This is a genomic window from Streptomyces sp. NPDC057702 (assembly GCF_042799315.1).
Classification (GTDB): domain Bacteria; phylum Actinomycetota; class Actinomycetes; order Streptomycetales; family Streptomycetaceae; genus Streptomyces.
The window spans coordinates 82,878-107,371 of the sequence record NZ_JBHVJC010000008.1 but is presented as its reverse complement, the minus strand read 5'-3'; the positions used below and the strand labels follow the sequence as shown (position 1 = coordinate 107,371).

Here is a 24,494-nt window from a genome sequence, read left to right as displayed (position 1 = left end):
ACGGTGGAGAAGACGATGACCGCACCACAGACACCCGCTTCACACGAACGCGTCCTGGAGGCGCTGCGGCACTCGGTGAAGGAGAACAAGCGCCTCGAACTGCGCAACCGCGAGCTGACCGAGGCGCGGCACGAGCCGATCGCGATCGTCGGCATGGCCTGCCGCTTCCCCGGCGGCGTGCGCTCGCCCGAGGACTTCTGGCAGTTGCTGAGCGAGGGCCGGGACGCCGTGAGCGAGTTCCCGGCCGAGCGCGGCTGGGACGTCGAGGAGTTGTACGACCCGGACCCGGACCGGCCGGGCCACAGCTACGTGCGGCACGGGGCGTTCCTGCGGGACGCGGAGCGCTTCGACGCCGCGTTCTTCGGGATCAGCCCGCGCGAGGCGCTGGCGATGGACCCGCAGCAACGGCTGCTCCTGGAGACCGCGTGGGAGGTCTTCGAGCGGTCCGGCATCGACCCCGCGTCGGTGCGCGGCAGCCGCACGGGGGTGTTCGTCGGGGCGTCCCCGCTGGGGTACGGGGCCGGCTCGCAGGCCGCTTCGGAGGGTGCGGAGGGCTATCTGCTGACGGGGACGACGGTCAGTGTCGCCTCCGGGCGGCTGGCCTACGCCTTCGGTCTCGAGGGTCCCGCGATGACCGTGGACACCGCGTGCTCCTCGTCGCTGGTGACGCTGCATCTGGCGGCCCAGGCGCTGCGGGCGGGCGAGTGCACGGCGGCGCTGGTGGGTGGGGCCGCGGTGATGGCGGCGCCGCACATGTTCGTGGAGTTCAGCCGGCAGCGCGGGCTGGCGCCGGACGGCCGTTGCAAGGCGTTCGCCAGTGCGGCCGACGGCACGTCCTGGGGCGAGGGGGTCGGGCTGCTGTTGGTCATGCGGCTCGCGGAGGCCCGTCGCGCGGGCCACCGGGTGCTCGCCGTGCTGCGGGGCAGTGCCGTCAACCAGGACGGCGCGTCCAACGGGCTCACCGCGCCCAGTGGTCCGGCGCAGCAGCGGGTCATCCGCCAGGCGCTAGCCGACGCACGCCTGAGCCCCGACGAGGTGGACGCCGTCGAAGCCCACGGCACCGGCACCCGCCTCGGCGACCCCATCGAAGCCCAAGCACTCCTCGCCACCTACGGCCACAACCGACCCACCGACCACCCCCTGTGGCTGGGGTCGGTGAAGTCCAACATCGGGCACACCCAGTTGGCCGCCGGGGTCGCGGGGATCATCAAGACCGTGCTGGCGATGCGGCACGGTGTGCTGCCGCGCACCCTGCACGTGGACACCCCGGCCGCGCGGGTGGACTGGTCGCGGGGCGCGGTGGAGCTGCTCACCGAGGCGCGGCCGTGGCCGACGACCGACCGGCCCCGCCGGGCCGGCGTCTCCTCCTTCGGCATCAGCGGCACCAACGCCCACGTCATCCTCGAAGCGGGGGACCCGGCCGACGGGGACGCGGGCGAGCCGGCCACCGGTCCGGCCGTCACCGGTGCCGGTGTCACACGGCGCGCGGCACTCGCGGACCCCGCGACGGCCGTCACCCCCTGGCCGCTGTCCGCCGCCAGCGCCGAGGCGCTGCGCGCACAGGCCCGTCGGGTGCGGGAGGCCGTCGCCGCGCGTCCGGACTGGGAGCCGGCCGAGGTGGCCTGGTCGCTGGCCACCACCCGGGCCGACCTCGCCCAGCGGGCCGTCGTCGTGGGCACCGGGCGTACGGAGTTGCTCGCCGGGCTCGACGCGCTGGCCCGGGGGGACGCCGCCGCGCACACCGTGCTGGGCGAGGCGACACGCGGTGGCGGCCTCGCGTTCCTGTTCACCGGGCAGGGTTCCCAACGAGCGGGCGCCGGACGGGAGTTGTACCACTCCTTTCCGGTCTTCGCCGAGGCGTTGGACGGGGTCTGCGCCCTGCTGACCGAGCGGACCGGGCTGCCGCTGCGCGAGGCCCTGTTGGCCGACGAGGGCTCGGCCGCCTATCCGGAGCAGACACGACTGCTGCGGCAGACGGCCTGGGCGCAGTGCGCGCTGTTCGCCCTGGAGGTGGCCCTGTTTCGGCTGGTGGAGTCCTGGGGGGTGCGCCCGGACTTCCTGCTCGGCCACTCGGTGGGCGAGCTGGCCGCCGCGCACGTGGCCGGGGTGTTCTCGCTGGAGGACGCGGTGACGGCGGTGGCGGCGCGGGGTCGTCTGATGCAGGAGCTGCCGTCCGGCGGGCTGATGGTGGCCGTGGAGGCCACCGAGGAGGAGGTGGCGACCCTCCTCGCGGAGGGCGACGGGACGGCGGGCATCGCCGCGGTCAACGGTCCGACCTCGGTGGTCGTGTCGGGTGACGCGAGCGGGGTGCGGCAGGTCGCTGACGCGCTGCGCGAGCGGGGCCGGCGCACCAAGGAGCTGAGTGTCAGCCACGCCTTCCACTCGCCGCACATGGACGGCATGGTGGCCGCGTTCCGCGCGGTGATGTCGACGCTGACGGCACACGAGCCGACCGTGCCGCTGATCTCCAACGTGACCGGGGTACCGGTCACCGCGGAGCAGATCCGCTCGGCCGACTACTGGGCGCGCCACGCCCGGGCCGCCGTGCGCTTCCACGACGGCGTCCGCCACCTCACCGGGCAGGGTGTGCGCACCTTCCTGGAGCTCGGGCCCGACAGCGTGCTGTGCGCGATGGCCCGCGACAGCGCCCTGGACGCGCTGGACGCGAGCGCCGACGAGGTCGCCGCGGTGTCGCTGCTGCGCGCCGGCCGGCCGGAGTCGGCGACGGCGCTGTCCGCCCTGGCCACGCTGCACGTGCGCGGACTCGGGTGCGACTGGCGGGCCTGCCTCGGCGACGTCGCCGCGCGTGTCGAGCCGGCGGTACGGGTGGAGCTGCCCACCTACCCCTTCCAGGGCGAGCGCTACTGGCTGCCCCCGCACTCGACCGCCGCCGAACCCGCCGACCTGGGTCTGGACGCCGCCGGGCATCCGCTGCTGGCCGCCGCGCTGGCTCCGGCCGACGGTGACGGCCTGCTACTGACCGGCCGGCTGTCGGTCCGTACGCATCCGTGGCTGGCCGACCACGTCGTCCTGGACACGGTCGTCGTGCCGGGCACCGCCTACCTCGAACTGGCTCTGTACGCGGGACAGTTGACGGGTTGCCCGGGCGTCGACGAGCTGGACCAGGAGAGTCCGCTGATCCTGCCGGCGGACGGCGCGGTGCGGGTGCAGCTCAGTGTGGGCGCGCCCGACGGGGACGGTCGACGGTCGCTGGCCGTGTTCTCCCGTCCGGACGGCGACGACAGTGGGCCCTGGACCCGGCACGCGAGTGGCTTGCTGGCCGCCGCGAGCGCGACCCGGGCCACGGCCGACTCCGCCGGGCTCGACGGGGCCTGGCCGCCGCCGGGCGCCGTGCCCGTGGACATCGCCGACTTCTACCGGACGGTGGCCCTGGACGGGTTCAGCTACGGGCCCTCCTTCCGGGGCCTGCGGGCCGTGTGGCACGCGGGCGAGACCGTCTACGGCGAGGTGGAGCTGCCCGAGGCGCACCGGGCGGAGGCCGCCCACTACGGCGTACACCCCGCCCTGTTGGACGCCGCGCTGCACGCGGGTCTGGTGGGCAACACCGGCGACCAGGTGCTCCTGCCCTTCGCCTGGAACGGTGTACAACGCGCGCGCACCGGTGCCGCCCGGCTGCGCGTACGCCTGACCCCCGTCGGGCCGGACGCGATGTCACTGCTGGTGACCGACGAGGGCGGCGCGCTCGTCGTGGCGGTGGCGGCGCTGCGGGCGCGCCCGGTGTCCCTGGCACAGTTGCGGGCCGCGGCCGGCACCCCCGCCGGGGACGCGTTGTTCCGCGTCGAGTGGACCGCCACCGGGGCGGACGGTGCCGGGCCGGACGTCGCGGACGGGGCGAGTGCGTCGGACTGGGCGCGGGTCGGACCCTACGACCCGCTGGTGGACGCGGTGTCCGAGGAGGCCGGCACCCCGCTCGATCGCTATCCCAGCCTGGCCGCCCTCGCGGAGGCCGTGGCCGAGGGCCGACCGCTGCCGACGACCGTCCTCCTGACCTGCCCGCCCACCGCCGCCGACACCGGCCCCCACGCGGAAGGCACCCTCGCCGTGGACACCCCCGCGGCGGCCCCGGCCGACGCCGGCACACCCAGCGCGGACGTGGTGGACGTAACCCCGTTCACCCCGGCCACCCCCGGCAGGGCCGCTCCCGAGCCCGGCGTTCCCGGGGCGGCCAGGGAGGCGGTGGAGTGGGTCCGTGGCGCGCTCGTCGCCTGGGTGCGGGACACGCTCTTCGCCGACTCCCGACTGGTCGTCCTCACGCGCGACGCGGTGGCCACCGGGCGGGGCGAGGACGTGCCCAACCTGACCCAGGCGCCCGTGTGGGGCCTGGTGCGGGCGGCCCAGGCCGAGCATCCGGGCCGCTTCGTCCTGCTCGACCTCGGCGCGGGCGCGGCCGTCCGCCCCGCGCTGCGCCTGGCCGCCGCCTCCGACGAGCCCCAGCTCGCCGCGCGGCCCGCCGGCCCGCTGGCACCACGGCTGGTCCGGGTGCGGGCCGCCGTCGCGGACCCCGCGTCCGGGCCGCCACGCCTGGGAGACCGCGCCGGGACGGTCCTCGTCACCGGCGGCACGGGCGCCCTCGGCTCGCTGCTCGCCCGCCACCTGGTCGCCGAGCACGGCGTACGGCATCTGCTGCTGCTCACCCGGCGTGGCCCACAAGCCCCCGGGGCCGAGCACCTGACGGCCGAGCTCACCGCCGCCGGGGCGCGGGTGACGGTGGCCGGTTGTGACGCCTCGGACCGCGCGGCGCTGGCCGACGTGTTGGCCGCGATCCCGGCGGAGCGTCCGCTGACCGCGGTCATCCACGCGGCCGGGGTCGTGGACGACGGGGCCCTGGCGGCGCTCACGGGCGAGCGCTTCGACGCCGTGCTGCGGCCGAAGGCCGACGCGGCCTGGTGGCTGCACGACCTCACCCGGGACCTGGAGCTGGACGCGTTCGTCCTGTTCTCCTCGGCGGCTGCCACCCTCGGCGGTGCCGGGCAGGGCAACTACACCGCCGCGAACTCCTTCCTGGACGCCCTGGCCCAGCACCGTGCCGCCCACGGTCTGCGTGCCCTCTCGCTGGCCTGGGGGCCGTGGGAGCAGCGGGCGGGTATGGCGGGCGCGCTGGACGAGGCGGCCCAGCGCCGCATGCGCCGCTCCGGCGTCCTCTCGCTCGCGCCCTCCGACGGGCTCGCCCTCTTCGACACCGCGCTGGCCGGGGACGAGCCGACGCTCCTCCCGGTCCGGCTGAACCTCGCCGCGCTGCGCGGCGCGGCCGACGCCGTGCCACCGCTGCTACGCACCCTGACGGGCTCCCCCACCACACCGGGTGCCGCGACCGACGGCGTGTCGGCCACCGCCGAGTGGCACGAGCGACTGGCCACGGTGGCCGACGAGGAGCGCGAACGCGTCCTGCTCGACCTGGTGCGCGGCACGGTGGCCGCCGTGCTCGGCCACCCGGACGCGACCGCGGTACCGGGCGAACGGGCCTTCAACGACCTCGGGTTCGACTCGCTGACCGCCGTGGAACTACGCAACCGGATCGCCACCCGCACCGGGCTGCGCCTCCCGGCCACGCTGGTCTTCGACCACCCCACGTCCCGCTCGCTGGCCCGCTACCTGGACGGCGCGCTCCCCCGGGAGGGGGCGGCCGACACCGAGCCGGTACTGGCCGAACTCGACCGGTTCGAGGCCGCGCTGGCCACCATCACGCCCGACCACCCGGACCATCCACGGATCGCCACCCGACTGCGCGCCGTCCTGGCCCGCTGGGACAGCGACCGACCGGCCCCCGACGACGCCGCCACCACGGGCGGTGGGCTCGCGGACGACGCGGCCGACGACGAGGTCTTCGACTTCATCACCAACGAACTCGGGATCTCCTGACCGGCCCGAAGCCGCCTCAACCCACCGAATCCCACGCCTTCTCCTGTCCCTCCCGACCTTTCCGAAAGGGTGGCGCCGCCGTGGCGAGCGAGACCGAGGAAAAGCTCCGCTACTTCCTCAAGCGGGTGTCGACCGACCTCCAGGAGACGCGCCGCCGCGTCCAGGAACTGGAGTCCGTCGAGGGCGAGCCGATCGCCGTCGTGGGCATGGCCTGCCGCTACCCCGGCGGCGCCGACACCACGGAGAAGCTGTGGCGCCTCCTCGCGGAGGGCCGGGACACCGCGACCCCCTTCCCCACCGACCGGGGCTGGGACGTGGAGGGGCTGTACGACCCCGATCCGGACCAGCCCGGCACGACGTACGGGCGCGAGGGTTGCTTCATCGACGACGCGGGCCACTTCGACGCGGGCTTCTTCGGTATCGGTCCGCGCGAGGCGCTGTCCATGGACCCGCAGCAGCGACTCCTGCTGGAGACCACCTGGGAGACGTTCGAGCGGGCCGGCATCGACCCGGTCACGCTGCGCGGCAGCAAGACCGGCGTGTTCATGGGCACCGGCCAGCAGGACTACGCCTCACTCGTCCAGCGGGCCACCGAGAACCTGGAGGGCTACCTGCTGTCGGGCGGCGCGGCCAGTGTCATCTCCGGGCGGCTGTCGTACGTGTTCGGGTTGGAGGGCCCGGCCATCACGGTGGACACCGCCTGCTCCTCCTCCCTGGTCGCCCTCCACCTCGCCGCCCAGTCACTGCGACGCGGCGAAAGCACCCTGGCCCTGGCCGGCGGAGCCGCCATCATGGCCGCACCCGGCATGTTCATCGAATTCAGCCGACAACGCGGCCTCTCCCCCGACGGCCGCTGCAAAGCCTTCGCCGCCACCGCCAACGGCACCGGCTGGGGCGAGGGCGTCGGCGTACTCCTCCTCGAACGCCTCACCGACGCACAACACAACGGACACCACGTGTTGGCCGTGGTGCGCGGCTCGGCCGTCAACCAGGACGGCGCCTCCAACGGGCTCACCGCGCCCAACGGCCCGGCACAGCAGCGCGTCATCTGGCAGGCCCTCAGCAACGCCAGGCTCAGCACCGACGACATCGACGCGGTGGAGGCCCACGGCACCGGCACCACCCTGGGCGACCCCATCGAAGCCCAGGCACTCCTGGCCACCTACGGTCAGGACCGGCCCGCTGACCGGCCGTTGTGGCTGGGTTCCGTCAAGTCGAACATCGGTCACACCCAGGCCGCCGCCGGCGTCGCCGGGGTCATCAAGATGATCCTCGCGCTACGCCACGGCGTGCTGCCCAAGACCCTGCACGTGGACGAGCCCACGCCGCACGTCGACTGGGACTCCGGCGCCGTACGCCTCCTGACCGAACAACGCACATGGCCCCACACCGAACACCCCCGCCGAGCCGGCGTCTCCTCCTTCGGCGCCAGCGGCACCAACGCCCACGTCATCCTGGAACAAGCCCCGGAGCCGACCCCGGAGCCCGCCGACGCGTCCGCGACGACCGGCGACGACTACGGCGCGCCGGTGGAGACGGGCGTCGTACCCGTCGTCCTCTCCGCGCGTGGCCGCCGCGCCCTCCGCGCCCAGGCCGCGCGACTCGCCACATACATCGAAGAGCACCCCGACGCCACCCCGCACGCCATCGCCCACACCCTGCTGACAGCACGAGCCACTCTCGAACACCGTGCCGTGCTGCTGGCCCACGACCGTGACCACCTACTGGACGCGCTGCGGGCCCTGGCCAAGGGTGACGAACACCCCAACGTCATCACCGGCAACACCGACCACGCCAAGCCTGTCTTCGTCTTCCCCGGCCAAGGCTCCCAATGGACCGGCATGGCCACCGAACTCCTCGCCACCTCAACCGTCTTCCAACAGTCAATAACCGAGTGCGAGAACGCCCTCACCCCCTACGTCGACTGGTCGTTGACCGACGTACTCACCAGCGGCCAACCCATCGAACGCGTCGACATCGTCCAACCCGCACTCTTCGCCATCATGATCTCCCTGGCCAAGGTGTGGCAGTCACTGGGTGTCCAACCCACCGCCGTCATCGGACACTCCCAAGGCGAAATCCCCGCAGCCGTCATCGCCGGCGCCCTCACCCTCAACGAAGGGGCTCGGGTCACCGCCCTGCGCAGTCAGGCCATCCACACCACCCTCACCGGGCACGGCGCCATGGCCTCACTGTCTCTCACGCCTGAAGCCGCCCAACAACTCCCGGGAGCCTGGGGCGAGCAGCTTCACATCGCCGCGCACAACGGACCTCATAACACCGTCATCGCCGGCGACACCCAAGCCATCGAAACACTCCTCACCCACTGCGAGGAGCGGGAGATCCGCGCCCGCCGTATCAACGTGGACTACGCCTCCCACAGCCCCCACGTCGAAGCCATCAGCGAACACCTCGCCGCCGCGCTAGGAGACCTCAAGCCCACCCCGAGCGACATCCCCTTCTACTCCACCACCACCGGCCAATCCCTCGACACCACCCAACTCACCGCCCACTACTGGTACACCAACCTGCGCCAACCCGTCCTCCTCACCCACGCCACCACCACCGCACTGGACAACACACACACCACCTTCATCGAAATCAGCCCCCACCCCATCCTCACCACCGCACTCCACAACATCACCGAACAAACCGCCACCAGCGCCGAACCCACCGAACCCGCCACCATCACCGGAACCCTCCGACGCGACCACGGCACCTGGACCCAACTCCTCACCCACGCCGCCCACCTCCACACCCACAACACACCCATCAACTGGGACACCCTGCTCCCCGCGAACCCGCCACGCCTCGACCTTCCCACCTACCCCTTCCAGCGGCGGCGCTACTGGGTGGACGCGCGAGCGGTGGACGTCTCGCCGTTGGTCGCACAGGGTGACGACGCGGTGGAGACTGACGCGCCGGGGGCGGAGTTGCGGCGGGAGTTGGCTGACCGGTCCGAGGGCGAACGGGAACGGCTGTTGCTGGACCTGGTGCGTACGCACGCCGTCGTGGTCCTCGGGCTGGACGAGCCGTTGGAGGCGGGGCGGTCGTTCAGCGAGCTGGGCTTCGTCTCGCTCACCGCCGTCGAGCTGCGCAATCGCCTGAACGCGGCGGCCGGTGTGCGGCTGCCGGCCACCGTGGTCTTCGACCATCCGACGCCGGAGGCGCTCAGCCTCCGGTTGCGAGACGCGTTGACGGGTTCCGAGGGGCGGGCGCCGGTGCCGGTGCCGGTGGCTCGGGCGGTGTCCGGGGTCGACGACGATCCGATCGCGATCGTGTCGATGGCCTGCCGCTTCCCTGGCGGCGTGGGCAGCCCGGAGGACCTGTGGCGGCTGGTCGCCGACGGTACGGACGCCATCTCGGTCTTTCCCGGGGACCGGGGGTGGGACGTGGACGGGATCTACGACGCCGATCCGGCGCGCGGTGGCCGTACGTACACCCGGGAGGGCGGGTTCCTCGCCGACGCCTCCGCGTTCGACGCGGCGTTCTTCGGGATCGGGCCGCGCGAGGCGCTGGCCATGGACCCGCAGCAGCGGTTGCTGCTGGAGACGGCGTGGGAGGCGTTCGAGCGGGCGGGCATCGACCCGACGGGCACGCGGGGCAGCCGTACCGGTGTCTTCGCGGGCTCCAGCGGCCAGGACTACCCGCACCTGCTGCTCGGCGCCTCGGACGAGATCGAGGGCTATCTGATGACCGGCAACGCCGCCAGCGTGCTGTCCGGCCGGCTGGCGTACGCCTTCGGGCTGGAGGGGCCGGCCGTCACCGTGGACACGGCGTGCTCGTCGTCGCTGGTCGCACTGCATCTGGCGTGCCAGTCGCTGCGGTCGGGCGAGAGCGAGCTGGCCCTGGCCGGTGGCGTGACCGTGCTGTCCACGCCGCAGGCGTTCGTCAGTTTCAGCCGGCAGCGCGGGCTCGCGCCGGACGGGCGGTGCAAGGCGTTCTCCAGCGCCGCCGACGGCACGTCCTGGGGCGAGGGCGTCGGACTGCTGCTGTTGGAGCGGCTGTCCGACGCGCGGCGCAACGGCCATCCGGTGCTGGCCACGGTGCGGGGCAGCGCCACCAACCAGGACGGTGCGAGCAACGGCCTGTCCGCGCCCAACGGCCCCTCCCAGCAGCGGGTCATCCGCCAGGCGCTCGCCAACGCCCACCTGGCCCCGACGGAGGTGGACGCGGTCGAGGCGCACGGCACGGGCACGCCGCTGGGCGACCCGATCGAGGCGCAGGCCCTGCTCGACACGTACGGCAGGGACCGGCCCGCCGGTCAGCCGCTGTGGCTGGGCTCGGTGAAGTCCAACATCGGGCACACGGCGGCGGCGGCCGGGGTCGCCGGGCTGATCAAGATGGTGAAGGCGATGGAACACGGGGTGCTGCCACGGACCCTGCACCTGGGCGAACCCACCCCGCACGTGGAATGGGACGCCGAGCGGGTGGCCCTGCTCGCCGAACCGGTGACCTGGCCGGACACCGGTCGGCCGCGCCGCGCCGGGGTGTCCGCCTTCGGTATCAGCGGCACCAACGCGCACGTGCTCATCGAGCAGGCGCCGCCCGAGCCCGTGGCGCGGCCGGTCAGGCCGGAGCCGGGCTCGGCGGGCCCGCGTCCGGTGGGTGCCCCGGGCGCGGAAGGGTCACGGGGTGCGGGGGACGCGGGCGCCGGTTCGGCCGTCGCCGCTCCGCCGGTGGTGGTGTGGCCGCTGTCCGCCCGTGGTGAGCGGGGGTTGCGCGCGCAGGCCGCGCGGCTGCGGGAGCACCTGGCCGAGCGGCCCGAGCTGGACCCGGTGGACGTCGCTCGCGCGTTGGCCGCCTCGCGGGCCGGGCTCTCGCACCGCGCGGTGGTCCTCGCCGGCGGCCAGGGCGCCGACGGCGGGCGCGACGGTCTCCTCGCGGGGCTCGACGCGCTGGCGGCGGGCGCGAGCGCGCCGGGGGTGGTGCGGGGCGCGGTCACCGGCGGCCGGACGGCGTTCCTCTTCCCCGGTCAGGGCAGCCAGCGGCCCGGGATGGGACGCGGGTTGTACGAGGCGTTCCCGGTCTTCGCGCGGGCGCTGGAGGAGATGTGCGGGCTGCTGGACGAGCACGCGGACGATCCGGGCCGGCCCGGCCTGTTGTCGGTGCTGTTCGCGGCGGAGGGCACCGCGAACGCCCGGCTGTTGGACGAGACGACGTACACCCAGCCGGGGCTGTTCGCGGTGGGGGTCGCCGCGTACCGGCTGTTGGAGTCCTTCGGCGTCGCGCCGGACTGTGTCGGTGGGCACTCCGTCGGGGAGTTGGCCGCCGCGCACGTGGCCGGGGTGTGGTCGGCCGACGACGCCTGCCGCCTGGTGGCGGCCCGGGCCCGACTGCTCCAGGCGACGCCCGAGGGTGGTGCGATGACGGCTGTCGAGGCGACCGAGGACGAGGTGCTGCCGCTGGTGGCCCGGGACGCGGAGCGGGTTTCGGTCGCGGCCGTCAACGGGCCTCGGAGCGTCGTGGTCTCCGGGGTCGCCGAGGCGGTCGCCCGGATCGCCGCCGTCTTCGCCGACCAGGGGCGCCGGACCAAGGAGCTGCGGGTGGCCAGGGCCTTCCACTCGCCGCTGACGGACGGTGTGTTGGCGGAGTTCGGCGAGGTCGCCGCCGCGTTGGCGTACCGCACGCCGCGTCTGCCGGTGCTGTCCAACGTGAGCGGCGCGCTGGCCGGCGCCCAGGAGCTGAGCACGCCGGAGTACTGGGTGCGGCATGTGCGCGCGGCGGTGCGGTTCCACGACGGGGCCCGGCAGCTGGCCGCCGACGGGATCACCACCGTGCTCGAACTGGGCCCGGGCGGGGTGCTGTCGGCGCTGGTCCGCGACGTGCCGGTGGAGCGGGGCGGGTCCATGGCGGCGGTGCCGCTGCTGCGGCGTGGGCGGCCGGAACCGGAGAGCGCCCTGGCGGCGCTCGCCCACGCGTACGCCCACGGGACGCCGGTGGACTGGGACGCGGTGCTGGGTGGTGCGGGCACGCGCCGGGTCGAGCTGCCGACGTACGCGTTCCAGCGGCGGCGGTTCTGGCCGGCCGGCCCCAAGGCCCCGGCTGGCGCACTCGCCGGCGCGGCCGGCGCGGCGGTGGCCGCGCCGGCGGATAGCGAGGCGGCTGACGACGGGCCGGCCGTGCTGGGGGCGCGGCTGGCGGGCCTGGACGGGGCCGGGCGTCGGGCGCGGCTGCGGGCGCTGGTGGCCGCCCAGGTGGCGGCCGTGCTCGGGCACGAGGCGACCGACGAGGTCGAGGCCGCGCTCGGCCTGCCGGAGCTGGGCATCGACTCGCTCGCCGCCACCGAACTGCGGGACGGTCTGCGCCGGACGACGGGGGTGGCCTTGTCGAGCACCGCCGTCTTCGAACACCCCACCCTGGACGACCTGGCGGCACACCTGCTCGCCGGCTGGGAAGCGCTGGCCCCCACGGCGGCCCCCGAGCCGGCGGCGGGCGGCGCGCCGGAGCCCGGCGCGCCCCGGGCCGAGGAGCCGCCGCCCGAGGAGCCGATCGCCGCGGCGCGGGTGGCCGGGACCGGCCCAGCCACCCCGGGTCCCGACGTCGTCGCGCCCCACGCCCTCGGGGAACCGCCCGTCACGCCCCGCGCGGCCACCACACGCCCCGACCCCGTCGGGCAGGCCCCGTCCGTCGCGCGGGTGTCCGCCCCGGGGTCCGAGTCGGTGGGTCTGCTGGGCTCGCTGGCCGTCCGCGCCGCCCGGGCGGGGCACTTCGCGGAGTTCGACGTCTTCCTGCGCGAGGCGGCCCGGTTCCGGGAGACCTTCGCCGCGCCGTCCGAGCTGACCCGGCACGCCGCGCCGGTGCGGCTCGCGCGCGGGCCGGCCCTGCCACGGCTGGTCTGCTTCCCGTCCTTCGCCGGCAGGTCGGGCGCCCACCAGTACGCCCGGCTGGCCTCGGCCGCCCGGGGCGAGCGGGACCTGTGGGCGGTGCCGGCGCCGGGCTTCGTCGAGGGGGAGGCTCTCCCCGCCGACCTGGACGCGCTGGTGGACCTGCACGCGGCGGACGTCGCGCGCCTTGCGGGTGACGCCCCGTTCGCCCTGCTGGGGCACTCCGCGGGCGGCTGGGTCGCGCATGCCGTGGCCGAACGCCTGGAACGGCTGGGCACCCCGCCGCTCGGCCTGGTGCTGCTGGACAGCTACCCGCCCGACAGCCCGGTGCTCCCCCGCATCCAGGCGGTGCTCGGCACCGGCCTCGCGGCGAGCGGGGACGGGCCCGCCCCGGCCGGCATGGCGCTCGACGACGTCTGCCTCACGGCGATGGGCGGCTACGGCCACCTGTTCGCCGACTGGCGTCCGCGCCCCCTGGCCACCCCCGTACTCCAGGTCCGGGCCACCGACCCGCTGCCCGGCTTCCCCGCCGCCGACTGGCAGCCGACCTGGCCGGCCGCGCACACCGCCCTGCGGGTGCCGGGCGACCACTTCACCGTGCTCGGCGACCACGCCGAGACCACACTGCGGGCCGTCAGCGACCACCTCGGCGGGGCGTCCTGACCCCGCCACGACCCGGCCGCGCCCCCGCGTCTTCCCGTACGACCACGACCGTGCCCACCATCTCACCGACCGCAATCGAGGGTGACCAGCAATGACCAGCACACACGACCACCAGTCCGGCCCGGTCGACCAGGACGTCCTGGACGGCCAGGCCGCGTACCACCCGCGGGCCCTCGCGTTCTACGACCTGGTGGTGTTCCGTGGCAGCGCCCCGCTCTTCTGGCGCTGCTCCCCGCGCAACTTCCTCCGGATGTACGCCACCAGCGTCGGGGCCAAGCACCTGGAGCTCGGGGTGGGCACCGGCTACCTGCTGACCCGCACCCGCTTCCCGGTCTCCAACCCGAAGATCACGCTGGCCGACCTCAACCCCAGCACGCTGGACTTCACCGCGCGGCGGCTGGCGTTCTACGAGACCGACAAGGTCGTCGCCAACGCGCTGGAGCCGCTGCCGGTGCCGGCGGAGAGCCACGACTCGGCCGCCCTCAGCTTCCTGTTGCACTGCGTGCCGGGCAGCCTGCGAGACAAGGGGGTGGCCATCCGGCACGCCGCGGCCGCGGTCCGGCCCGGCGGCACGGTCTTCGGCAGCACCATCCTGTACTCGGGGGTTCCGGTGTCCCGGGCGGGGCGCTGGCTGATGGACAACCTCAACGACAAGGGCGTCTTCCACAACTCCGAGGACGACCTGGAAGACCTGCGGGACCAGTTGAAGCAGAACTTCGACGACTTCGACCTGGTGACGCGCGGCAGCGTCGCGCTCTTCCGGGGACGTAAGCCCGCGTGAGACAAGCCGCCCACCGCGCCAACCTGCCGCGCGGCCTGACCGCGCCACCGCGCCCGCCCCACTCCCGTCGTGCCGACGCCACGGGCGCACCGCACAGCCACTCCTCGCACAGAAAAGGACCCGCCCCCATGGCCGCACGCTGGTATCCGATCGAGGAGGCCGACGACGCCCTGTTCGCCACGGCCCCGCTCTACCACGCCCGTTCGGTGGAGGTGCCCTACTCGGCACAGGAGACCTGGGAGGCGCTGACCGGGGACGGCGTGTCGAGCTGGACCAAGGGCATGAAGCGGCTGACGTGGACCTCGCCCCGGCCGTTCGGTGTCGGGACCACGCGCGAGATCGAGATGGGTGGCGACTTCGCCCTGCGCGAGCGCTTCTTCCGCTGGGAGGAGGGCTACCGCAAGACGTTCAGCGGAGTGGCGGGTACGCGGCCGATCTTCCGGCGGCTGGTGGAGGACTACGTGGTGGAACCGACCGCGTACGGCGCCCGGTTCAGCTGGCGCTGGGCGGCCGAGCTGAACCGGCCCTGGTCGCTCTTCGGACCGGCCCTGGACCGGCTCTCCTTCGCCCCGGTGGGGCGCTCCCACATCGACGGTCTGCCCGGCTACATGGCCACCCAACGGGCTACCGCGCACCGCTGAGGGGCGGGCGCGGCCGCCCGCCGCGCCCCTGGCCTGCCCCTTCCCGGCCATCGAAGAACCGCCACAGGCAAGAGAACCAGGCACGAGAAAGAGGACGTATGTGTGGGATCACCGGGTGGATCGCCTTCCGGCGGGACCTGAGTGCTGAAGCGGCCACGTTGGACGCGATGACGGACACCATGCTGTGCCGGGGCCCGGACGCCGAAGGCACCTGGCTGTCGCGCTCGGCCGCGCTCGGGCACCGTCGGCTGTCCGTCATCGACCTGGCGGGCGGCGCCCAGCCCATGGTCGAGCAGACCCCGGACGGCCCGGTGGTCCTGACGTACAGCGGTGAGGCGTACAACTTCGTCGAGCTACGGGACGAACTGCGCCGCCGTGGGCACGCGTTCCGCACCGCCAGCGACACCGAGGTGGTGTTGCGCGGCTACCTGGAGTGGGGCGAGGACGTCGCGGACCGGCTCACCGGCATGTACGCGCTGGGCATCTGGGACGGCCGCTCGGACAGGCTGGTGCTGCTGCGCGACCGGCTCGGCATCAAGCCGCTGTACTACCACGAGACCGAGGACGGGGTGATCTTCGGCTCGGAGGCCAAGGCCATCCTGGCCCACCCCGAGGTCGAGCCGGTGGTGGACACCGACGGCATGCGCGAGCTGTTCGCGTTCGTCAAGGAGCCGGGGCGCTCGGTGTGGGCCGGCCTGCGTGAGGTCAGGCCCGGGGCGCTGGTGGTGCTGGACCGCTCGGGCCTGCGCGAGCGGACGTACTGGCGGCTGGAGGCCGCCGAGCACCGCGACGACACCGAGACCACGGTACGGCGCGTGCGCGAACTCCTCGAGGACAGCGTCCGGCACCAGGTGGTGGCCGACGTGCCGCAGTGCGTGCTGCTCTCCGGCGGGTTGGACTCCAGCGCGCTGACCGCGCTCGCGGGGCGGCACCTGGCCGAGCGGGGCGAGCGGACCCGTACGTTCACCGTCGACTTCGAGCAGCCCGAGGCGTTCCGGCCCGACGAGCTGCGTGGCTCGCAGGACGCGCCGTTCGCCCGCGAGGTGGTCCAGCACGTGGGCACCGAGCACCACGACATCCGGCTGGACCACCAGGAGTTGGCCAACCCGGAGGTGCGGCGGGCCACGGTCAGCGCCCGGGATCTGCCGTTCGGCTTCGGCGAGGCGGACAACTCGCTGTACCTGCTGTTCAAGGCGGTGCGCGAGCACTCGACGGTGGCGCTGTCAGGCGAGTCGGCCGACGAGATCTTCGGCGGCTACCCGTGGTTCCACCACCCGACGGTGCAGCAGGCCGCCATGTTCCCGTGGGTGACGGCCTCCGGCCTGAGCCCCAAGTCCCACCCCACCAAGCTGATCAGCCCCGACCTGCTCGTCGGCACCCTGGACGTGCCCGGCTACTGGAAGCAGCGGTACGAGCAGTCGGTGGCCGAGATCCCGGTGGTGCCGGGCGAGGACGCGCACGAGCGGCGGATGCGCGAGTTCAGCTACGTGCACCTGACGAGCCTGCTGGGGATGCTCCTGGACCGCAAGGACCGGATGAGCATGGCGGTCGGGCTTGAGGTGCGGGTGCCGATCTGCGACCACCGCCTGGTGGAGTACGTGTACAACACGCCCTGGTCGATGAAGACGTTCGACGGGCGCGAGAAGAGCCTGCTGCGCGCGGCCGTCCAGGACGTCCTGCCGCGTTCGGTGGTGGAGCGGGTCAAGGCGCTCTACCCGCACACCCAGGAACTGCGGTACGTCAGCGAACTCCAGCGCCAGGTGGACGCGTTGCTGACCGACGACCACCGCGCCGTGGAGTTCTTCGACCGGGACGCCCTGACCAAGGCCGCCCGGGGCCTGCCCGAGGCCGTCGAGGCCGACGAGCGCGAGGCGTTCGAGCGCGTGCTCGACCTGGCCGTCTGGCTCGATGTCCGCCGTCCGACCATCAAGCTCTCCTGAGGAGCCAGCGACCATGCCAGTCGACAACGACGTGTACAACCACCTCTCGTGGTGGGACGACAACCAGCCCTTCGCCACCCTGGAGGCGTTCACCCCGCCCCGGTTCGACTACTTCCACGAGGTGCTGACCAGCCGGCTCGGCATCGACCTGACCGGTCAGCGGATGCTCGACATCGGGTGCGGTGGCGGGCTGCTGGCCGAGCGGTTCGCGCACACGGGCGCCCGGGTCACCGGTGTGGACCCCTCGGGCCCCTCGCTGGAGGCAGCCGCCGCACACGCCCGCGCCGAGGGTCTTGGCATCCACTACCAGGAGGGGTTCGCGGAGAAACTGGACTTCCCCGACGCCTCCTTCGACCTGGTGTACTGCTGCGACACCCTGGAGCACGTCTCGGACACCAGCCAGGCGGTCAGCGAGGCCGTACGCGTGCTCAAGCCCGGCGGCTACTACCTGTACGACACGATCAACCGCACCTTCCGCTCCAAGCTCGGCATGATCAAGATGGCGCAGGACTGGAAGTCCGTCCGCTTCGCCCCCAAGGACCTGCACGACTGGAACGGCTTCATCAAGCCCGCCGAGCTGCACGCCCTCTTCCGCACGCACGGCCTGCACAACGAGGACCTGGTCGGCTTCGCCTCCAGCCGGCCCCCGCTGGAGCTGCTGCGCGCGATGCGCAGCCGGGCCCGTGGCGAGATCACCTACGGCGAGCTGGGCCGCAGGTTCCAGCTCAAGGTGGCCAAGGACACCTCGGTCATCTACGGCGGCTACGCCCGGAAGGTCGCCCGGTGAACGCCACGGACCAGGCCATAGCGGGTACCCCCGCCGCACACCCAGCCCGCCCCACGTCACAGGAGGCTCCCAGCGTGCACGTACCGGTACTGATCGTGGGCAACGGCCCGGCCGGCCTGACGGCCTCGCTGGCGCTGTCGCGCTACGGCATTCGGCATCTGGTGGTCGGCAGGTACGAGACGAACGCGAACACCCCGCGCGCGCACCTGCTCAACCAGCGCACCGGTGAGATCCTGCGCGACCTCGGTGTCGAGGAGGCGGTGTTGGCCGCGGCGACGCCGAGCCCGCTGCTGGCCAACCACGTCTTCATGTCCACCTTCGCCGGCCCGGAGGTCAGCCGGCTCGACGCGTACGGCAACGGACCGGACCGCGTCGGCGACTACCGTGCCGCCAGCCCCAGTCAGATGTGCAACCTTCCGCAGCACCTGCTGGAGCCGATCCTGGTCCGCGAGGCCGAGCGGGCGCACGTCGGGGAGCTGCGGTTCGGGCAGGAGTTCCTGCGCCTGACCCAGGACGCGGACGGGGTCACCGCGGTGATCGCCGACCGGCGCACCGGGCAGGAGTACGAGGTGCGCTGCGACTACCTGATCGGCGCGGACGGTGCCAACAGCCGGGTGATGGAACAGGCCGGGCTGACCGTCGAGGGGCAGACCGGGCTGGCGAAGGTGGCGTCCATCTGGTTCGAGGCGGACCTGTCCCGCTACTGCGAGGACCGCCCCGCGATCCTCTACATGGGCGCCGTACCGGGCAACCCGCCCGAGGACGGCCGGGTCTTCGTCAGCATCAGGCCCTGGAACGAGTGGGTCTACCTGCGCTTCTTCGGTCCCGACGAGGAGTTCGACCCGAACGACCACGAGGAGGTGCTGGCCCACATCCGCGAGAGCGTCGGCGACCCCTCGGTCGACATCACGATCAAGCACATCTCGCCGTGGGAGGTCAACGCGGTCGTCGCCCCCCGGTACGCGTCGGGGCGGGTGTTCTGCGTCGGTGACGCGGTGCACCAGATGCCTCCCACCAACGGTCTGGGCCTGAACTCGGCGGTCGCCGACGCGTTCAACCTGTGCTGGAAACTGCGGCTGGTGCTGGAGGGGACCGCCGGGCCCGAGCTGCTCGACACCTACCACAGCGAGCGGCTGCCGGTGGGCGGTCAGATCGTCGACCGGGCGGTGCGCAGCATGCTGGACTTCCTCGGCATTCCGGCGGCGCTGGGCTTCACGGCCGGGCAGAGCGCCTCGGAGCAGTCCGCGCTGCTGCGCGGCCTGACCGACGACACGCCGGAGGCGGACCAGCGCAGGGCGGCCCTGGCCGCCGCGACCGACCGGATCAACTACCAGGTCAACGCGCACGGGGTGGAGATCGGCTACCGCTACCGGTCCGGTGCCCGGGTGGACGACGGCACGCCGGAACCCGTGCAGGACACCGACCCCGAGCTGTACTACCAGGCCACCACCTGGCCCGGGGCCCGCCTCCCGCACGCCTGGCTGGAGGACGGCCGGCGCCGGGTCTCCACCCTGGACGTGGTCGGTCGGGGCCGGTTCACGCTGCTCACCGGGCGCGGCGGCCAGGCGTGGCACGAGGCGGCCCGCGAGACCGCCCGGCTGACCGGGGTCACCGTCACGGTCCGCACGGTCGGCGCGGCGGAGGGGCTGCGCGACCCGTACGGCACCTGGGAGCGCCAGCGCGAGGTCGAGTCCGACGGCTGTGTCCTGGTCCGCCCCGACGGGCACGTCGCCTGGCGCGCCCAGACCAGCGAGGCGTCCACGGAGCTCCCCAAGGTCCTGGCCCACCTCCTGGGCACACCCTCGGAGCGGGCCAGTCGCTGACCGAGCCCACCGCCCCGACCGGCGGCCACGGGCCCACGGGGGGGAGGCCACCGCTTGGTGGTCCACCCCCGTGGGTGTGCCCCCGTGGGCGTGCCCCCGTGGCGTGGTGTGAGCTGATGGCCGGGAGCGGCCGGTGGGCGCGCGTCGTGGCGGGGGGGGCGGGGGCCCGGGCCAGGAGAACCGGGTCAGAGGTAGCTGGCGGTGACGTTGCGGGCGACGTTCTCGCCGGTGCTCAGGCCCTGTTCGGCGTCCCAGCGGTAGTGGACGCCGAGGTAGAGGCGGCTGATGGCGTTCTCGTTGGTGGCGGCCGAGAGCGTGTTGAACCGGCGGGTGACGGCGCCGCCGTCGGTGGTGGCGCTGAAGGCGATGGCGTCGGTCCCGAAGTAGGTCGTGAGCACGCCTCCCCAGGCGCCGGCGAACGTGGCGTGGCCCGAGACGTAGGCGGGGAAGGCGGGCGTGAAGCTGGAGCCGTCCAGGTAGGAGGAGAGCGGGCGCCACGCGGGGTCGGGTGTCGTGGCCGGGTTGCCGTCGTTGTCGGCGAGGTTGATCGCGGACACCGGCCGCCACAGGTCGATCGGCGCGTTGTACTTGGCGTCCCAGGCGACGACCGCGGCGTCGGCCAGGGCGATCGACAGCACGGCGAAGAGCCGCGCGTTCTGGGTGGGGGTCAGCGCCTTCTTGCGGGCGATGATGCGGGCGTGCTGGTAGAGCTGGGAGGTCGGCTTGTAGGTGCCGTCGAGGTCGTTGGCCCAGAAGCGGCCGATGTCGCTCTGTTCCGGGGTCCGCACCACCGTGGTGACCGCCGTGCTGGAGTGCCCGCCGAACACGCGCACCTCGTTGACCTGGTCCGCGTACGGGCCGCTGCGTAACAGGTCCTGGTAGGTGGCGAAGCCACCGGGCGGGCCGGGCCGGAACTGCCCGGGGGTGGACTCGCCGAAGGGGGTCACCCGGCCCCAGTGCGGTGTGACGGCCGGGCCCGAGCCGGTCTCGCGCCAGGCCCCGGGCACGCCGTCGGGGGTGTAGGTCACCGTGGCCGTCGATCCGTCGTTGGCCCGGGCCTGGACCAGTGCCTGTGCCGCCGCCCGGCCCACGGCCGCGCCCTTGTCCTTCTCCGTCTGGGAGCTGGTGTCCTGGGAGAGGGCGAAGCCGTAGTTCCCGTCGAAGGAACCGGAGGGGTAGAGGGCGCGCAGCGCGGTGTACGCGGCGGTGGCGATGGCGGCGTTCAGCGAGGCGGTGCCGAGCACCGGCTGCCTGGCCAGGTAGGGGCGGCCGATGGGCACGATCGAGTTCGCCGCGTCGTACATCGCCAGGTGGGTGATGGCCGCCGCTCGGGCCGCCGGGCCGGGCGCCCCGCCGGTGTCCTTGACGGCGCCTTCGAGGATCTTGCCCCAGTACAGGACGGGCTCGTAGGGAGCGTCGGCCGCGCGGGCCGGGCGCGGGCCGAGCGTCAGCGCGGTGGCGGCCCCGGCGGTCAGGCCGAGGAGAACGGTACGGCGGCGCGGCGCGGCGCCGCCCGCTCTGCCGGCGGCGGATCTGGACACGGTGAACTCCCCCTCTGGGTCTGCGGATCGAGAGGGATGCTCGCGCGCGCTCTCGCGGCTGTCAACGGCGCCCGGAGCTGGCCGGACAGCGCGCGTCGGGGTGTTCGCGGGACCCGGTGGCATCCCGTCCGTCCCACCCGTCCCGGTGGGTTCCCGTGTCCCCTGGGCCCCAGTGGCTAGCCGCCCCGTGCGTCGTCGGTGATCGGCTCCGGCAGGGCCGCGGCCAGCGTGGTCAGGGTGGGCAGGAGGGTGTCGGCCCGGTAGAGGCGTCCGGCGTCGATGCCCTCGGGGGCGGGGTCGGCCGGTATCAGGCGGTCCTCGCCGGTGGTGGCGCGCAGCCACACCGCGATCAGGTGCAGGGCCGGGACGTGCAGCAGTCGCGACTCGGCGTCCACCTCGCGCTCGGCGCCTTCCGCGACGCGCAGGGCCTGGGCGATGCCGGCCACGAACGGCCCGTAGTTCACCTGGCCGAGGACGTGGGTGCCGTCCGGCTCGGGCTGGGTGTCGGCCAGGGCGACGTCCTCGTCGCCCAGCTCGACCACGTACCGCCACAGGACCGGTCGGGCGGCGGCCAGCCCGGCGTCACCGAGCAGTTCGGCGCGCCCCAGTTGGTAGAGCTCCCGGGGGCGGGTGAGGTCGAGATCGGTGCCGCTCCGGGCGCGTGCGAAGGGTGGGATCACCCCGCTGTCCACGAGTCTGTCGATGCCCTCCCGGGCGGCCGTTCGCGATGCCGCTGGGGGTTGTGGGGCGTGGAGTGCCATGTCGCCTCCTCAGCGAGCGGTCGTGAAGTAGGAGTGGGTCCAGGTTCCCGATCCCTGGTAGCGGGTGCGGAGAACGCTGTAGAGAATGGCGGCCGAGCCGTAGATCGGGTCGTCGACGAAGACGACGCCCACCGACTCCCCGTAGCCGACGATGGCCAGGAAGTGCCCGCTGCCGTCGCTCCACCGGACGCGGAGGCAGAGCGGATGGTTACGGACGATCTCGGTCACCGCGTCCGACTCCGGGACGGACGCGTTGACCATGCGGTCGAAGCAGTTGACGATGGTCAGCGGCCGGTCGAGCACGCTGGTCACGTTGCACGGGTCGCCCGCGGGGGAACCGCAGCAGTCGCCGCGGTTGAGGTTGGAGTTCGCCACCCGGCACTGGGTCCAGGGTGTGGACCCGTTGTAGAAGGTCGCGGCGCTGGCCGCGACGGCGGCCCAGCACCAGTTGCTCTTGACCTGCTTTTGCATGGTGAAGGGGAGAGTGGTCACCTTCCGCCTCCTTCCGTCCGGCGGCACGGCGTGTCGCACGACGTGCTGGCGGGACCGGCCCGGCGGAGAACGCGCCCGAGGCGTCAGGGCGGATCCCGTTCACACGGGTGGGCGCGGGAATCGCGGAAGCGCGTGGCGGGGTTCTTAACTCGTCCCGTCGCGGACCGGCCGGTCACGGGATGGCGGGCCGCGGTTCGGCGCCCGGTGGGGCCGCGTCCGGGCGGCGGCCGACGAGCCGAGCGGCTCGTCGCCGGCGCCGGGCAGTCCTCTACTCCAGGATGGAGGACACCCCCGGAACGGACAAGTCGGAAGCGGTACCCGGCTTCGCGCGCTCCGTTGCCCCGCACCGCGCGGGCGGCCCTCTTTCGCGCGGGACGGGAGGCGGTCAGGGTGGGTCCGTGCGGCGGGGCGGGCCCGCGAGGCGGAGGTGGTGGGCCGGGACCTGTGCGGTGAGCGAGGCGGCGGTGGTAGGCGGACGGGAAGGGAGGCCCGGTGGACACGGAGGCGGAAGCGGTGGCGGGGGCTGTGCGGGGTGCGCCGTCCGGTGCGCGGTGGAGCGGGGCGCGAGGCTCGGACGGGCGCGACGTGGTGATCGTCGGTGGTGGGGCGGCCGGGAGCAGTGTGCTGGTGCAACTGGTGGACGCGCTCACGCGCCCCGCCGGTACGGGCGCGGGGGAAGCGCCCGCCGTACGGTCGGTGCGGGTGGTGGACCCGCGCCCGTCGGGGTGGGGGCTGGCCTTCGGTGACAGCGACCCGCTGCTGATGTGCAACAGCGCGGTGGACCTCAACTCCGTGCGGGCTCGGTGCCCGGAGGACTTCGCCGACCACCTTCGCCAGCGCGGCTGGGCGGGGCGGGGCGAGGAGTGCGTGCCCAGGTCGTGGATGGCCGAGTACTGCCGGACCCGCTCGGCCCAGGCCGGCGAGCGGGCCGCCGCGCACGGCGTCACCGTGGACCACGTGGCGGCCACGGCGCGCGCGGTGGAGGTGACGGCGCACGGCTACCGCGTACGGCTGGCCGACGGTCGGTACCTGCCGGCCGACGACGTGGTGCTCTGCACGGGAGTGCACCAGCCTCGCGTCCCGGACGGCTTCGCAGCCTGGCAGCGCCACGCCCGCTATCTGGACAGCCCCTATCCCAGCGCTCGGCTGCGTCGCGCGCTGGGCCGGCGTCCCGGGCGGGTGCTGGTGCTGGGGACGCACCAAAGCGCCGTCGACGCGGCGTTGTTGCTGTGTCGCGACGGGCACCGAACCACCCTCACCTCGCCCTCAGGTCAACTCCCCGCCGTGCGGGCCTCGTTGGCCGCGCCGCCACACGCCCTCCCGGCGTTGGACCGCCTCGCCCGGCTCGACCCCGCCGACCCGTGGCTGGAGGACCGGATAGTACGGCACACGGTCGAGGCGGTCCGGTCGGTCGCGCCGCTGCCGCTGCGTCGGCAGACGTCCACGGCCGACGATCCCGTGCGACGGTTGCGCGAGGAGACGGCGCTGGCCGAGGCCGGCGCCTGCCACTGGGCGCGGGCGTGTGCCCCCCTCATCGACGCCGCCATCGCGCTGGGCGACACCCTGTCCACCGAGCGCACCCACGCGCTGCTGTCCCGCTTCGCGCCGTTCGTCAACCGCTACGTCACGGCCCTGGCGCTGGTCAACGCCCGCCGGCTGGTGACCCACCTGGACCGTGGGACGCTGCGCGTGGCCACCGGGTACCCGTGCGACGTCTCCTTCGTGGACGGGCGGTGGCGGGTGCGGTGGCCCGACGCGGGCGTGCGGGAGTTCGATCACGTCGTCAACGCCACCGGCTTCCGCCCGCCCGAGCTGTTCTGGGATCGCGCGGGGCGGAGCCTGTACCTGGCGGAGCCGCCGCCGGACGCCGCCGCCGTCGACCACCTGGCGGCCGACCTACGCGTCCGCACCGGTCCGGCGGCGGCGCCCGAGCGGGTCTGGGTGGTGGGGGTGGGCACCCATCTGCGGATTCCCTTCGCCAACCACCTGCACCACGTCGTGAGCCAGGCGGGCGAGGTCGCCGACCGCCTGGCGCTACCCGCCGAGGAGCCGACGGAAGCCGGCCCCCACGGGTCCTGACCCGCCGTACGCGAAGCGGCCCGGCCCGGTGGCGGGCTCGCGGCGCGCGGCGGTGTCGTCGGGCGCGCGTACCGGGAGCGGACGTGGTCGTGGCGGACGCCGGCGTGCCGGTGCGGGGGGCGCAGCCTGGTTCCGTCCCGTCCGTCCCGCCACTCACCCCCTGTCGGCGGCCCGTTGTTCGCGGTACGGAACGGGCGTGCCGAACAACCCGTCGCCTGCTGGACTCGGTGGTGTCGCACCGACGGCAGCGGATGTGCGCGCTCGCGGCGCTGTCGTCGA

The 24,494-nt window shown here is 74.0% G+C and carries 11 protein-coding genes; 8 read left to right on the top strand and 3 right to left on the bottom strand.

What is annotated here, in order from left to right; translation table 11 throughout:
- Positions 1-15 precede the first annotated feature (15 nt).
- The 7 genes from ACFVFR_RS08085 (at position 16) to ACFVFR_RS08055 (ending at position 19,342) form a co-directional block, all read left to right on the top strand.
- A complete protein-coding gene (locus ACFVFR_RS08085; RefSeq protein ID WP_383698854.1) occupies positions 16-5,880 on the top strand; it encodes a type I polyketide synthase in 5,865 nt (1,954 codons plus the stop codon).
- An 80-nt stretch (positions 5,881-5,960) separates the two neighbouring features.
- The gene (locus tag ACFVFR_RS08080) at positions 5,961-13,370 is read left to right on the top strand and encodes a type I polyketide synthase (RefSeq protein ID WP_383698853.1); all 7,410 of its coding nucleotides are present in this window, start codon (positions 5,961-5,963) and stop codon (positions 13,368-13,370) included.
- A 91-nt stretch (positions 13,371-13,461) separates the two neighbouring features.
- A complete protein-coding gene (locus ACFVFR_RS08075) occupies positions 13,462-14,151 on the top strand; it encodes a class I SAM-dependent methyltransferase (RefSeq protein WP_383698852.1) in 690 nt (229 codons plus the stop codon).
- A gap of 128 nt (positions 14,152-14,279) precedes the next feature.
- Positions 14,280-14,792, top strand: coding sequence for an SRPBCC family protein (locus ACFVFR_RS08070; RefSeq protein ID WP_383698851.1), 513 nt, complete (start codon positions 14,280-14,282; stop codon positions 14,790-14,792).
- Between the two features lie 98 nt (positions 14,793-14,890).
- Positions 14,891-16,732 carry an asparagine synthase (glutamine-hydrolyzing) gene (gene asnB / locus ACFVFR_RS08065; RefSeq protein ID WP_383698850.1) on the top strand — a complete coding sequence of 614 codons (1,842 nt, stop codon included), beginning with the start codon at positions 14,891-14,893 and terminating at the stop codon, positions 16,730-16,732.
- A gap of 13 nt (positions 16,733-16,745) precedes the next feature.
- Positions 16,746-17,519, top strand: a complete 774-nt coding sequence (ubiG, locus tag ACFVFR_RS08060; RefSeq protein ID WP_383698849.1) for a bifunctional 2-polyprenyl-6-hydroxyphenol methylase/3-demethylubiquinol 3-O-methyltransferase UbiG — start codon at positions 16,746-16,748, stop codon at positions 17,517-17,519.
- 74 nt (positions 17,520-17,593) lie between these two features.
- Entirely contained in the window at positions 17,594-19,342 is a 1,749-nt protein-coding gene (locus ACFVFR_RS08055; RefSeq protein ID WP_383698848.1) for an FAD-dependent monooxygenase, read from the top strand.
- A gap of 185 nt (positions 19,343-19,527) precedes the next feature.
- On the opposite strand, the gene ACFVFR_RS08050 is transcribed toward ACFVFR_RS08055, so the two are convergent.
- The 3 genes from ACFVFR_RS08050 to ACFVFR_RS08040 all read right to left on the bottom strand — a co-directional run bounded on the left by ACFVFR_RS08050 (position 19,528) and on the right by ACFVFR_RS08040 (position 22,136).
- Positions 19,528-20,883 carry a vanadium-dependent haloperoxidase gene (locus ACFVFR_RS08050; RefSeq protein WP_383698847.1) on the bottom strand — a complete coding sequence of 452 codons (1,356 nt, stop codon included), beginning with the start codon at positions 20,881-20,883 and terminating at the stop codon, positions 19,528-19,530.
- Positions 20,884-21,059: 176 nt separating this feature from the next.
- On the bottom strand, positions 21,060-21,644 hold the full coding sequence (locus ACFVFR_RS08045; protein ID WP_383698846.1) for a hypothetical protein: 585 nt from the start codon (positions 21,642-21,644) through the stop codon (positions 21,060-21,062).
- A gap of 9 nt (positions 21,645-21,653) precedes the next feature.
- Positions 21,654-22,136 carry a papain-like cysteine protease family protein gene (locus ACFVFR_RS08040; protein ID WP_383698845.1) on the bottom strand — a complete coding sequence of 161 codons (483 nt, stop codon included), beginning with the start codon at positions 22,134-22,136 and terminating at the stop codon, positions 21,654-21,656.
- Between the two features lie 585 nt (positions 22,137-22,721).
- Here ACFVFR_RS08040 and ACFVFR_RS08035 point away from each other — a divergent pair.
- Positions 22,722-24,215: an FAD/NAD(P)-binding protein gene (locus tag ACFVFR_RS08035; protein WP_383698844.1), complete on the top strand. Its 1,494-nt coding sequence runs from the start codon at positions 22,722-22,724 to the stop codon at positions 24,213-24,215.
- Positions 24,216-24,494: the final 279 nt, after the last annotated feature.